A 14,266-nucleotide genomic window follows, 5' to 3' on the forward strand; every position below is an offset into this window, starting at 1 on the left:
AGGGACTGAACTTATATTTCTCATTAGTTCAGTCCCCTTTTATTCACCTCAAATTTTCTCTCAATGTATTTTCATCTGCCTCATATTCAAATATGCATCTTTCATAGGCGTTGATAATATTTGTCTCATGATACTTATCATATCTCTTATGCTGTCTTCCATAACTCATATGTACATGCCCATGAATAAAAAATTTGGGGCTATACTTTTCCATCAGTTTCACAAATATGCGAAACCCCTGATGTGGCAAATCTCTGCCATCGTTAATTTCATATGCCGGTGCATGCGTGAGTAAAATATCAAACCCTCTGTGTCGAAACAACTTCCATCTCATTTTTCGTACACGCTTGTTCATCTGTGCATCCGTATACTGATGCTCTCCTGCATGATACCGCATAGAACCGCCAAGCCCCATAATACGTACACCCTGATAGACATATATATCATCCTCGATGCAAATACATCCTTCCGGTGGCTTATACTTATATTTATCATCATGATTGCCATGTACATACAGAACCGGCGCTGATGACATTGTAACCAGAAAAGACAAATAATCCGGTGACAGATCCCCTGCTGAAAGAATCAGATCTATTCCTTCCAGCTTTTCTTTTTCATAGAAATCCCATAAATACCTGGATTCTTCATCCGCAATAGCAAGTATCTTCATCTTGTTGCCTTTCCAGTACCTCTATTCTATCTCACCGCTGATTCCCTGTTCCATAACAACCGGTATCGCGTGTTCTGTCAGTTCTGACATCTTTGGAATTCTACCGATAACGTTCTCACACAACCAGTCCATTGTAATAATTTTCTCCGGAGTCAGTGTTTCTTCTTTATCTTCCTGTACTACTCCGTTCTGCGAATATAGCACTCCGGAAAATGGATTAAATTCTCCTGCGCAAATCGTCTTACGCAACAAGGCAATCAGCCGTTCTGTACCAGCTGGCAGGCTGTTGGAACAAATCACATCCACGATTCCCGCAGACATTCCCCACCAGTAATTCAGCGATTTCTGCCCACTGCTTTCTGCATTTTTCCAATCGCCTTCCATAATATTCTGAATCATCTGTTCATAGAATTTACCCCAGTGCAGAATCGGCATGGCGATATTATGATGAGTTTCGTCCCCTAGTTCAAATAGCCCAAAATGCCTGGATCCCATATTCTTATTTGGAATGATTATGTTCCTTCCACATACATAAGATACCCCATGTTCCTGAAAACGCTCTACATAATCAATGTCTTTTTCTGACTCCCATTCTACGTATACTTTTGCCCGTGGGTTAATCATCTGTGCACCCAGCGCAAATGCATTAATATTAGATACCGTTCCATAGATCGGATAATCAGCAAGATACCCCAGTTTATCGTTCGTGGTCATCGCTCCGGCTATCGCTCCAAGAATGAACTTGGCTTCATAAATGCGCGCATTATAATTCCGAATGACACCCTTATCAGACATGAGAGAACAATTTAATATCTTCACATCTTTATAATCCAGTGCCACCTTCAGACTTGCATTATAAAGAACCGGTGATGTTGTAAAAATAATGGAATTTCCATCCTTTACAGCCTGGCGCACACTATCCTCCAGACTTGGATACTGTTCTGCGATATAGACACTCACTTTAACCTGATCCGGGAATGCCTGTTCCAGATGCATCCTTCCCAGATCATGAATATAAGTCCATCCCGACTTATGCGGATCTACTTCGTGAACGAATGCGATATTCTGAACCGGTGCACTGGTTGGGATCAGGCGCTGCAGTAACGGCTTTTTCACCACTTCCGGATTCATCCGGATGTCCAGGCTTTCTTCATTCCCCTGTGTTTCGAAAACTTTGGCACTTCTCGCAATCCTCATCTGCATCTCAGATGCGGTCATCTTTCTCACTTCATCATATCCATAGATCTCTATAAAGGTCAACAGAGCGTCTCCGACTGTCCGTTCTTCGTTCTCTTTCACCAGGGTACGGAACACACTCTCAAAACAGGAATAGATGGAACTAAAGTTCATCCTGTCTTCATCCGTCCACTTCTCATCTGGCTTTTTTCCAATCAGGCTCTGCAACTTTGCAAAACGCCCTTCCTCTGAAAAATAAATATAATTGATAGAAGACAGTTCATAAAAATCCATAAATTCATAATAAATCTTGTTCTTCTTCTCTTCTGTACGATAAGGTACGATTCTGGTAACTGTTCCCGCAATAGACACGGCATCAAAGAACTTCAGTACACTGACTCTCTTGTTTCCTTCCAAGACATAGAATTCATTCATATATTCGTAAGCCTTGATCGCATCATGAATTCCCTCTTTCAGATGCGACTCACAGAGCGTTGACCACTTCATTGCAAATTCTGTATGATCATCCAAGACTGGCATAAAGTTGCACGCAAATGCCTGCGCTCTTCCGGCAGTCTTAGTTCCTACAATTCGTTCTGCAGGAATCTGTACCAGTCCAAGTGGATATTCCATCACTGAATTAGCAGCTTCCGGTATCTCATCCAATACTTTCAGATGCGGGTTCCCCTTTTTCGCATACTGCGCCATCATTGCCCTTTTTCCAGATTTTACTGCTTTCAGATAAAGCTCCATTCCTTCTTTTCCCATGCTTGTACTCCCCCTTTGCCAGGTCAATTTGTGATACAAAAAAATTATATCCTGTCTTTCGCCCTTTTTCAACTGTCCGTCATAAATTCTGTCATATGCTTTCGATAACGCAGAGGCAGCATCGTTCGCTGGCATTTTGGATTCTCCCTTTCTCTGATCCCCACTGTAGTAAAAAACTCTTTCCAGAGATCGGTATACAAGTCCCTCACTTTTTCCGTCTCTCTCAGGAGCTGCCACTCCCCGTCTGATAATTCCGTATAATAAGCGTTCTCATTCTTTGGGTGAATCAGTGCTTTTTTCCGACCATCATCGATGATCACCCAATATTCTGATGGCATACGATTGGTAAACTGTTCTTCCAGCATCAGCAAAATATCATTCTCCGGCTCTATATGGCATACATAGACCTGATTCCTATGGCAGGTAAACCGCGCAATCTCTTTGAAATAATGCGCTTCATTTCCTACCTTCCTGGATAATTCAAACAGACTCATCACAACCGGATCCGTCATCATATCTGTTACCCGCTTTCCAAAATGAAATCCATAAATCAGGAAGCGGTATATACTGTCCAGTTTCTTTCTGTCTTTACTGTGTGCTGCATAAAATACCCATTGCCATGCCTGCCAGGATATCTTCTTTCGGATAGATGCTGTAACTTTCGCTGCTTTTTCCGGTTCTCCATCTATATGAACATAATTACAAAATAATTCCTGCTGCAGCACCGGTTCCAGTTCCAGTCGGATATTCCGATGCCCAAGCCCACTCTCCCAAGCTCTGTATATACAGGTCATCATAGCCTCCCATTCATCACTGCATGTAAAAACTGTCATATTCTCTCCTTTCTTTTTATGTACCTGTTATGCAAGATGAAAATCATCAAACAAGGACATCTGTTGATAATCCTGCTGATGTTGAATCTGCCAGTTATCCTTCCGATTCATATCTGTTAATTGTCTCATAATATAGGTTTCTTCCAATGGAATAGCATACATCATCTTTCCTTTACAGGTGATAAAGAAATGAGCCCGCTTCAGCACTACGCCCATTCTTTTCAGATGTTCAAATTCAATTGTTCCACTCCTTCTTGCCTGCATAATTCTGAGTGCTGACTTAGGTCCGATCCCCGGAATTCTCAGCAGCATATCATAAGGAGCTCTGTTCACCTCTACCGGGAAAAACTCCATATGGCGCAACGCCCAGTCACACTTGGGATCTAGCTGTTCATGAAAGCCTGGATGCTGCTCACTGAGCAGTTCCTCTGCCTGGAAGCCATAGTAACGCATCAGCCAGTCGGCCTGGTACAGACGATGCTCCCGTAACAATGGTACCTCAGTCCCCGGCTGTGGCAATGCAGAATCCTCATTCAGTGGAATATAAGCCGAGTAAAAAACTCTTTTCAAATCATACTTCTGGTACAGGTACTGGGTAGTCTTCACCAGCTGATAATCAGTTTCCCCGGCAGCACCGATGATCATCTGCGTACTCTGTCCTGCTGCCGCAAAAGAACGCATCTCCAGTCCCTTTCTCTGTTCAGAAGGCAGTAATAGTATGCGCTTCAACTCTTCTACGTTTTCCTCGCCCGTAGTTCTGGTAATTCGCCCTCTCTCTTTTTCTGAGAAAATACTGTGTTCCAGATAGCGATTTCCCATACTGCGTTCCATCTGTCCGCTTTTTCCAAGTGCAAGCCGACTGACCGCTATCGTTCTGGCTACCATACTCATTGGCTTCAGAATCGCTCTGTGATTCTTATTCGGTGCCAGCTTCCGCATTCCCTCTTCTGTAGGAAGTTCCAGATTAATACTCATGCGATCTGCCAGGTAACCTGCTTCTGCCAGCAATTCCTCCGGCGCTCCAGGTACCGCTTTCATATGTACATACCCCCGAAACCGATACTTTGTACGCAGAATTCTGACCGTACGACACATCTGCTCCATAGTATATGCCGGACTGCGGTCCACTGCCGAACTCAGGAACAGTCCCTCAATATAATTTCTCTTATAAAATTCCATAGTCAGCTCACAGAGTTCTTCCGGTGTAAAAGAGGTACGTGGCACATCATTCGATACTCTGCTGAGACAATACTTACAGTCGTAAATGCAATGATTCGTCTGCAATACCTTTAGCAAAGAGATACATCTTCCATCTGCAGCAAAACTATGACAGATTCCATCCGCACAGGCATTCCCCAGGTACCCTTTTTTTCCGTTTCTTTTTGCACCACTGGATGTACACGCCACATCAAATTTGGCTGCATCTGCAAGAATATGAAGTTTTTCCTGTAAATTTAATTCTTTATCTATCTTCATCTTCTCCCCTTCTTTCGAACATGTGTTCTGTATTTAAGATATCATGTTTCTTTTCCGGTTGCAAGAAAAAGATGTTTTTGTGCTGAAATTCTGATATAAATATGCTATACTGGGTAACATAGAAATGAAATCGGGAGGTTATATCATGGCAGAAAAAACTATAGACGTAACTGCACTTGGTGAGTTATTAATCGATTTTACCGAAAATGGCACAAGTGCTCAGGGCAATCCTATTCTGGAGGTCAATCCCGGCGGTGCACCATGTAATGTACTTGCAATGCTGCAGAAGCTAGGTAAACAGACTGCATTTATCGGGAAGGTCGGAGATGATATGTTCGGTCGTCAGCTGACAGAAGCGGTCTCTTCCGTAGGCGTTGATACCCGTGCTCTTCTGGTCGATAAAGAAGTTCATACTACACTGGCTTTTGTCCATACCTATCCGGACGGAGACCGTGATTTTTCTTTTTACCGGAACCCAGGAGCAGATATGATGCTGACAAAAGAGGATGTAGATGAAGACCTGATTCGTTCTTCCAGGATTTTCCATTTCGGCACCCTTTCCTCTACGCATAAAGGAGTAAAAGAAGCCACCAGATATGCTATCGATGTGGCAAAAGAAGCCGGAGATCTGATCAGTTTTGATCCAAACTTACGACCACCACTCTGGTCTTCACTGGATGACGCTAAAAAAGAGATCGAATATGGCCTTGGGAAATGCGATATTCTGAAGATTTCCGACAATGAAGTGGAATTCCTTTTTGGTACCACAGATTACGATCTTGGTGCAAAACTGTTAAAGGAGAAATACAACATCCCTCTGATTCTCATTACTTTGGGACCGGATGGCAGCCGTGCTTATTACAAAGATATGCGTGTAGAAGTGGCTCCTTTTTTACAGGACAACACCATCGAGACTACCGGTGCAGGCGATACATTCTGTGCAAGTTCTCTGAATTATGTGCTGGAGCATGGACTGGATCATCTGACGGAAGAAAATCTGAAGGAACTTCTTACCTTTGCCAATGCTGCCGCATCACTGATTACCACCAAAAAAGGTGCCTTAAAGGTTATGCCTGAAAAAGAAGAAGTTCTTGCCTTTATCGCTTCCCGTTCATAAATATTAGGAGGAATTCTATTCTATGAAATTTATTTATCCAGCCATCTTTTCCAAAGATGCAGATGGTGTATTCCATGGTTATTTTCCAGATCTGGAAGACTGTCTCTCCACTGGTGAGACTCTGGATGAAGCCATCGAAAATGCCAATGAAGCAGCCTGCAACTGGCTTTCCGTCGAACTGGAAGAAGACGGACATCTTCCACCTGTTTCCGATCCTGCCGACCTGGAACTGAAGGAAGGCGAAATCATCCGCAATATTGCCGCAAATATCCGCTTATTCGATGGATATGATGAATGACAAAAAGGGACAGACTACAACCTGACGGCTGTAGTCTGTTCCCTTTTCTATTTCTGCATATTCTTTAAGTAGCATCTGCAGTATCTTTCTTTTTCAGCAATTCCAGATAGACCTCCACGATCTGTGGATCAAACTGTGTTCCTGCGCATTGCATCAATTCTTCCCTGGCTTCTGCTTCACTGATCGCCCTATGATAAGGTCTGTCATGAACCATCACATCATAGCTGTCTACTACCGTAATGATCCTGGATAATAATGGGATCTCTTCTCCCTTTAAGCCAGAAGGATATCCGGTACCATCCCACTTCTCATGGTGATGCAGAATCAGTTCTGCAATGGCTTCCAGTTCCGGACTTGCTTTTGCAATCCGATATCCTTTACTGGTATGAGTCTTCATAATCTCCCATTCTTCTGCATCCAGCCTGCCTGGCTTCAACAGAATGTTCTGCGGAATGGCGATTTTCCCTATATCATGAAGAATACTTAAAAGAGCCAGTCTGCCAATATCCTTATCGGACAGTCCCATACATCCCCCCAGTTCCATTGCTGCATCCCGTGTTCTCAGTACATGCTCTTCTGTCTCATAATCGCTTTCCAGCAGTGTCTGTGACAGAGAATGAATCACCGAACTTGTCTGAGAACTGTCACTGAGCAGTTTTCTGTTTTTCAGACTCTCCATTGTTTCCTGAATTCCGTCAAATATATTCTCGTCTTTTTCTCCAATCTCAGCAAGACCATATTCCAGTTCAAAAGTCAGATTCATAGTTGGCACACTTAACGGCTCTTCTTTTAGCTTTTGCGCCAGTTCTCTTGCTCTTTCATACGTTGTCTGCAAAAGTACTGCCAGAAAGGATCCATTCTCCATCTTTGCCATATACGTACCTTCTGGCAAAATCTCGCGCATTTTCTCTACGGTACGAATCATGACTTCATTGCCTTTTTCTCTTCCCAACGCATGATTGATCACATTCAGTCCATTGACATTCACAGCAAGCAGTTGCATTGGATATACTCTTTCCCGATCCAACTCAGACAGGTACTTCAGCATACCACCAGAAAGCTCCAGACCGGTAATCATGTCCTTCATATAGGTCGTATCACGCATAATCAGGGTACTTCCGACCACTGCATTATGGCGCTCCTTCAGGCCGGAGATTTCGCAGCAATAATTCCGTTCCTCTTTTCCGTTCTTATCTTTCCATTCATAGATTTGATTTTTTCCCTGAAATGACGGCATTTTCCTCTGCTTTAAAAAATCCTCCAGCCGAACCGGATCCTCAAGATTCTTATTCAGCTCCGGGAACATCTGCTGTATCTCCTGATTGCAGTCAAGCAGATACCCTTCATAATCAAAAAAAGCAATCTTCATACCGCAATGTTCCATCAACATCTCTCTGGTCTGAATCAATGTTTCTCTTTCCTGATAATGAAATACATTTATGTATACCATAGCGCCACAGAGACTGTAAAAACAAATGGACACATCAAATTCAAACCTGCTTCCGCCAAAAAGGAACAACATATTCAATCCAATCGTCACCAGAAGGCTATTGATAATGCGCATATACTTGGAACAATACATCTGTGGGGTATGTGCGCACTTCCACAACAGCGTTCCAATTGTCAACGCAAGTAAAATATAACAATAGATCAAATGACAACGATACAGTATTCCCGGCAGATAATGATACACCACATAAGTATCCCTGTTAATTGTTTCATAGGAAAGTGCGATCTCATAAAATGGATTGATACACAGAATCACTGTATCTGCTGCTGCATATAACCATAAAGCCATTCTCACTGTCTTCCACTTTTGCATTCTCCTCGGTAATTTTGTAAAACGGATCACAAAATAGAACAGCAGAATCAGTACGTAATCTATCCCTATAAACAATCCACTGCTAAAAAAAGAGTTCCAGAAATAACTCTGAGAACTGATCGCCAACAGATAACAGAAACTGATCCCAACTCCCAGACTCATAATCTTTCCCAGATGTTTCCCGTTAGCATTTTTCATTTGAAAACATCGAACTGCTATCCAACAGTCCAACAGAATAACTGCGCAAAACAACGCCTGATACTCTACCATAGTTTTTACCTGCTTTCCCCTTACCGGAGCTTTTTCACCTGATCTTTTTCACAGATTTTCCGGATTCTTCCATTCTCAATCAGATAACCTTCTCCGTGTAATACCTCTTCCCCATCTCTTTTTAAAATATAACTTCCATCTGTCAGCACATAAAATCTTCTTCCCACGCTGTCTACACAGGCAATATCTTCTATGACTCTCTTTCCATCCAGATAATCATCCCGAATCGCCTGATAATGAGGTATCACACGAATATTGGTAAGTCCCAGGCCTTCCATAAATCTGCGGTAATGCGGATCGGTTGTCTCCCCTTCCAATTCCGGTTGCGCATATACTTCTTCTGCACAGTTCATACTTCCTGCACTGATTCCCATCAGTGAACCCTTAAACTGATGAAGCAGATGTCTTAAATGAATAAATTCAAAAAACTGATTCTGGGTAGGTACATGCCCACCCCCAAGAATGATAAAATCGTATTCTGACAGATTATGCATCACAGATTCCACATTACGGTAATCACATACCGTAAAAGAACAGATATCCAAATCTGACTTCAGCAGCCTATCCTCCAGGAATTCTCCCATTTGATCATTCTGTTCATATGCCTTCGGATCTGCACAGATCAGAAGACATCTAGAATTCTTCTTCCAGTCCTTATACAGTTCCTCTAACAATCCATTGGAAGGGTCCAGCCCTTCAAATGTACTTTTTTCTCCCCGATAGGCTCCTGTCGGGCTGCTTGTCAGATATAATGCCATTCTACATGCCTCTCTTTTATAATAAAATTTCAAGCAAAAAATGATCAAGGTACTGTTTTTATTATACCTCTTATTTCCTTTCTATGCCACCAGAAAAAGCTATTTTCGGACATAAAATTAGCCCGATCGATTCTTTTTCTCTCGACCGGGCTTTTAATGAAATTCCAGCAACTTCATTGTCTACACCTTCACTTTCTCAGATTATGGAGTACTACGTTATGTTTTCTTTGGACCGTACCTCCTGCTTTTATTCTGCTATATGTTCTGCATTTTCTATTCCAATGGATCGTACCTCTTTCTTTATTTTCTATGGGATAAACATTCTCATCTCATTGGAGTGTACCTCTTTCTTTTATTTTTTCCTTTGGAATGTTCTTATGCCATTGGACTGTACCTCGCTTTATCTTTTACTATGGAGCTCTTTCTTTCATTCTGATCATCTTCTTTTTAATAGTGTCATCTATGTGAACTCCTAAGAGATTATCAATCGAATATTATCAACGTCCCAACGGTAACACCTCTTTCTTTTTTATTTTTCTATTTATTTTCTTCTTATCTCTCTTGTTTTGTTATCTGTATATTATCATGCATTCTTCTTTTTGTCAACTACTTTGTTTTATTTTTTAAAATATTCAGACTATTCTGTCTATTTTTTGTTTTTATTGTTATTATTAGTGTCAACTACCTGTTCCAGACTGCATGACTTCCATCCCGTCCTTTGGTTATCACCAGTTGTTCTTCCATCTCCTGCTTCAGCTCTGTCACATGAGAAATTATGCCGATCATCCTAGAACCACCAGCCATTCTCTTTAAAACCTTTACTGCCTGATTTCTGGAATGTTCGTCCAGAGAGCCAAATCCCTCATCAATAAACATCATATCCAGTTGAATAGCAGCACAGCTCTGCTGTATCTGATCCGCCATCCCCAGTGCCAGAGAAAGGGCTGCCATAAAGGATTCCCCTCCTGACAAAGTTCTTACTTCCCGCTCCTTCCCGGTTACTGTGGAATATACCATCAGATCCAACCCGTGATTTTTCCCTGTACCAGCCTTATCCAGCTGATACATTCGCAGTTCATACTGTCCTCCTGACATTTCTCCAAACCGTCGATTAGCCGCTATCAAAATATGTTCCAGATAATACCGTTGCACAAATGTCTCAATGTCCATCCGGGCACCTGATATATTTCCGGACAATAGCTGATACAGATGTTCTGCCCTGCTATAATCCTCCACGATTTTCTTTCGTGTTTCCTGATTAACTTTCAATCGCTCCAATGCTTTCCGGTTCGTCTGGTATCTGGTACTGCACTCTGTCAGCTGTTCTCTCAGTTTATTTAGCAGTTCCTCTGATCTGGCTTTCTGCTTCTCCAATTCTTCCAGGTCTGGAATAACATTCTGTCCGATTTCTTTTTCCGCCGTTTTCTTTAACTGCTTTGCGGCTGCAATTGCTTCCAGGTCGCGCTCTAGTCGCATTTGCATTTCTTCTGCATCTGTCTGCGAATATTGCTTTGCAATCTGCACCCATGTTTCTTCTGTCATCTGCCGTCTATCCAGCAGACTCTCATATTTCTTTTCTTTTTCCTGTTCTTCTTCCTGCCTTTTCGGCAGGTCCTGTTCAAACTGCTCAATCAGAATCTGTGCCTGCTTCTGCCTGCCGTTGCTTTCCTGCGCCTGTTTTCTCGCCTCCTGAAAACAAGATTCTTTTTTCTTTCTCCTGGCTGCTGAAAGTTTTTGCTCATTCTCTGCTTCCACTTCTGTCTGATAGGTTCCATCCAGTCTCAACTCTGCCATCCTGGCAAAACATCCTTCTAATATGGCTTTTGTCTGTGCCTGCTGATCCTTTATCTGAGTCAGTTGATTCTCTCTCTCCTGTTTTTGCTCTCTGTTTTTCTCCATCTGACATCTCAGTGTATTCCATCTGGTCTTTTGGGCCTCCAGACCGCTTCCTTTCATTCTCAGTTCTTCCGCCCAGGCAGCAAGATACTTCCCAGCCTGTTCCCAGTCTAATTCTTCCGGCATTTCTGCAATACTTTTTCGCATTCGTGTCCAAAGTTTCTCACGTTCCTGTATCAATACCTGTTCTTTTTCTTCTGCCAGAGTTCTCTGCACTTCTGCCCTGCTGGCATTCTCTTCCTGCTTTTTCTGAAGCTTATGCATCTCTTCCTGAAGCTTCTTCAGTTCGTCTCTGGTCAGTATCTCGCCATCCTCCTGATCCATACATGGTGCCGGATGCGACAGTGATCCACATACCGGGCATGGTTTCCCAGGCTTCAGCTGTTCCCGCGCCAGAAGTCCTGCCTGTGCATCCAGAAATGCTGTCTGCTGCTCCAGGTATTCTCCACTGCAAACCCTCCATTCCTTTCTGCTTTTCTCGTAATTCTTCCTGTTTTTTTCTGCCTCTTTCTGCGTTTTTTTCCACTCTTCTTCCAGAGATTCTGTTTTTTTCAGTTCACTTTCCAGTGCTTTAGCCTCTTCTGTCTGCACATTCCACAATGCCATCTGCGTCTCTGTATCATGCAGCGACTCCTCTTCACCCTTCCAGTCCTTATACTGTTTTTCCAGTTGCTCCAAACTTTCCAGAGACTCTTTTTCGCTTTTTACCAGCTGTTGTAACTTCTTCTTCGTTTTCTCTGCTTCCGTCTCTGCCTGTCGGCGTCTCTCCAACGTCTTCCGTACCTTTTCCACTTCCTGTTCCACTCTGGTATTCTGTTCCAAAGCCAGCTGGTAAGCTTCTTCCGCCTTTTGCTCTTCCTTCTGGGCCATCAGGCTTTCTTTTCTCAGACGTGGAAGTATCTCTCTTTGCTCCTGCAGTCCCTGTTCCGCCTGTTTCCTCCGTTGTACTGATTCCTGCCATTGCTGATATTTTTCCCGGATTTCTCCAGCCTGACGAATCTGTCCAATTTTTCTTTTTACTGCCTGCCGCTCCTCTTCCGTCTCCTGGTATTCTTTCAGCACTTTTTCCGCCTGCTCTTTCTGCTGAAAATACCGCATCTGATTCTTTCCATGAATCACTGCTTCTCTGTCCTCATCCCGCTTCCGTGACAGTTCCATGCAGCGTTTTTCCAGTTCCTCCTGCTGCCTGTCAGATACCTCGCACAACTTCTCCAGTTCTTTCAGCAGAAGCTCCAGGTCCGTTACCGACAAACGGTCTGATGAGAGAATTCTTCTACGGATCTGTTCCAGCTCATCTGTGTGTTCATACTCCTTCGGCAACAGAATGTGGGCTGCCTCTGTCTGACAGATGGTACGAATTTTTCCGATTTCACTCTGTTTTTCTTTTCTTTTTCCTGCCAGATTCTCAGTTAGCTTCTGGTAGAACTCTGTCTGAAACAGTTTTCGGAAAATCATTTTTTTGTCATCAGATTTTGCCCGCAGCAATTCCATAAACTCACCCTGGGCAATCATGGCCACCTGCATAAACTGTCCCTTTGTCAGTCCCACCAGTTCTTCCAGTTTCCGATCTGCTTCTTTTTGTGGATACTCCGTTCCATCCGGCATATACAGTGCCACACTTCCTGATACCTCCAGACTGCCATTTCCTCTTTTTTTCGGACGTGTATGTCTCGGACTTCTTCTCACAATGTAGATTTCTTTTTCCGATCCTCTCGTTTTTTCAAATTCAAGCTCCACATACGGTTCCAGGCTTTCACTTCCATATTGACTCTGTAGCTCTGCCCCGTCCTTTTTATTACTTCCAGAGCTTGCTTCTCCGTACAGCGCAAATACAATCGCATCAAACACTGTCGTTTTTCCAGCTCCTGTATCCCCGGTGATCAAAAACAGATTCTGACGCAGCCCGGAGAAATCGATCTCCGTTTTTTTTCCATAAGAGCCAAACGCCTGCATCGTCAGTTTTCTTGGTCTCATTCCTGTTCCTCCTGTACTTCTCCGATTACCTTTTTTAACAACGCCTTTTCTTCTTCATTCAGATCCTTCAGAAATGAACAGCACAGCAGATATGGATCCATATCCATTTCCACCTGGCTGTCAGCCATTTCATAATCCAGTCTGTCCCACCGTTCTCTTCGAATCTCCAGGAGATTTGGAAATGCTGTATACAGACGATCCTGCATATCACAAATATCCAGATCCATCCGATCCGTCAGAAGCACGGATACATAATCCTCACATTCCTGTTTCAGGATCTCATTTAATTCTCCTTTTATGATTCGTACCTCATGTGGCGCATTAAGTGGAATCGGTGTTACACTGTATGTCCCTTTTTCTTTTAATTCCACCATCAGAATTGCCTTCTTCTGTCCTGCCTCACTGACAGAATACTGCATTGGCGTTCCACAGTACCGGATTCGATCCCCACCCACTTTCATAGGTTTGTGAATATGTCCCAGCGCACTGTAGTCAAACTGTTTCAATATCTCTGCGCTCACCTGATCGATATTTCCCACAGTACAAATCTCCGAATCCATTCGCTGTACCTGTTCTGCTCCTGTTCCCACCGGGAGGTAAAACTGATGACTGACACAGACATTTCGCTCCTCTTCCCGGATCTGTTCCCGCTCCATCATACGCCTCAGACTTTCCTGATAGGACAAAAGATTTCCATTTTCTTCTGTTCCAACCACCGCTTTCACCATAGATGGCTTTACAAATGGCAGCAGATAAAAGTTCACATTCCCCCATGCGTCCTGCAATGTCACCTTCTCTATCTGTTCTTCCGGTCTCTGTGGCGGCATTCCGACCATATAGATCTTCTGTTCTTCCAGAATATTCCGGTATAGGTTTACTCTCGGTGCACTGTCATGATTTCCGCTGATCATCATAATCACCGCATTCGGCACTGTTCTTCTTAAGTTTCTTACAAACTGGTCAAATACTCCCACTGCCTCCACAGAGGGAATCGCTTTATCATAAATATCACCGGCAATCACAATCGCATCCGGGCACTCTTTTCCAGCCTGCTCCACGATTTGCCGCAAAACAATTTTCTGATCTTCCAGAAGATCTCTGTTATACAACTTAATGCCAATATGTAAATCTGACAGATGAAAAAATTTCATAGTCACAGGTTTCCTTTCCTATATTCATTCTTCTTTTCAGTTTAACTTTAAATACCA

General features: G+C 43.1%; 10 protein-coding genes. 2 read left to right on the plus strand and 8 right to left on the minus strand.

Annotated features, from left to right (window positions below; genetic code table 11):
- Window positions 1-43 precede the first annotated feature (43 nt).
- The 4 genes from OCV47_RS06090 to OCV47_RS06105 all read right to left on the minus strand — a co-directional run bounded on the left by OCV47_RS06090 (window position 44) and on the right by OCV47_RS06105 (window position 4,923).
- Window positions 44-670: a metallophosphoesterase family protein gene (locus OCV47_RS06090; protein ID WP_256297046.1), complete on the minus strand. Its 627-nt coding sequence runs from the start codon at window positions 668-670 to the stop codon at window positions 44-46.
- A 21-nt stretch (window positions 671-691) separates the two neighbouring features.
- Window positions 692-2,614, minus strand: a complete 1,923-nt coding sequence (locus tag OCV47_RS06095) for a BMP family ABC transporter substrate-binding protein (protein ID WP_117447668.1) — start codon at window positions 2,612-2,614, stop codon at window positions 692-694.
- Window positions 2,615-2,682: 68 nt separating this feature from the next.
- Window positions 2,683-3,447 carry a TIGR03915 family putative DNA repair protein gene (locus tag OCV47_RS06100; RefSeq protein ID WP_117447667.1) on the minus strand — a complete coding sequence of 255 codons (765 nt, stop codon included), beginning with the start codon at window positions 3,445-3,447 and terminating at the stop codon, window positions 2,683-2,685.
- A gap of 27 nt (window positions 3,448-3,474) precedes the next feature.
- Complete coding sequence (locus OCV47_RS06105) at window positions 3,475-4,923, minus strand: putative DNA modification/repair radical SAM protein (RefSeq protein ID WP_256297050.1); 1,449 nt, start codon at window positions 4,921-4,923, stop codon at window positions 3,475-3,477.
- 145 nt (window positions 4,924-5,068) lie between these two features.
- Here OCV47_RS06105 and OCV47_RS06110 point away from each other — a divergent pair, with 145 nt between their 5' ends.
- On the plus strand, window positions 5,069-6,040 hold the full coding sequence (locus OCV47_RS06110) for a carbohydrate kinase family protein (RefSeq protein WP_262654331.1): 972 nt from the start codon (window positions 5,069-5,071) through the stop codon (window positions 6,038-6,040).
- Between the two features lie 22 nt (window positions 6,041-6,062).
- Entirely contained in the window at window positions 6,063-6,338 is a 276-nt protein-coding gene (locus tag OCV47_RS06115; RefSeq protein WP_117447664.1) for a type II toxin-antitoxin system HicB family antitoxin, read from the plus strand.
- Window positions 6,339-6,402: 64 nt separating this feature from the next.
- Here the strand turns inward: OCV47_RS06115 and OCV47_RS06120 are convergent, their stop codons facing one another.
- The 4 genes from OCV47_RS06120 to OCV47_RS06135 all read right to left on the minus strand — a co-directional run bounded on the left by OCV47_RS06120 (window position 6,403) and on the right by OCV47_RS06135 (window position 14,209).
- On the minus strand, window positions 6,403-8,430 hold the full coding sequence (locus OCV47_RS06120; protein WP_262654333.1) for an HD domain-containing phosphohydrolase: 2,028 nt from the start codon (window positions 8,428-8,430) through the stop codon (window positions 6,403-6,405).
- A gap of 20 nt (window positions 8,431-8,450) precedes the next feature.
- Complete coding sequence (locus OCV47_RS06125) at window positions 8,451-9,188, minus strand: Type 1 glutamine amidotransferase-like domain-containing protein (RefSeq protein ID WP_256297055.1); 738 nt, start codon at window positions 9,186-9,188, stop codon at window positions 8,451-8,453.
- Between the two features lie 681 nt (window positions 9,189-9,869).
- Entirely contained in the window at window positions 9,870-13,058 is a 3,189-nt protein-coding gene (locus OCV47_RS06130) for an AAA family ATPase (RefSeq protein WP_262654335.1), read from the minus strand.
- Window positions 13,055-14,209, minus strand: a complete 1,155-nt coding sequence (locus OCV47_RS06135) for an exonuclease SbcCD subunit D (protein ID WP_262654337.1) — start codon at window positions 14,207-14,209, stop codon at window positions 13,055-13,057. The genes OCV47_RS06130 and OCV47_RS06135 overlap by 4 nt, the downstream gene beginning before the upstream one ends.
- Between the last annotated feature and the right edge of the window lie 57 nt (window positions 14,210-14,266).

The organism is Muricoprocola aceti, assembly GCF_025567005.1.
In the GTDB taxonomy this organism is placed as follows: Bacteria; Bacillota; Clostridia; order Lachnospirales; family Lachnospiraceae; genus Marvinbryantia; species Marvinbryantia aceti.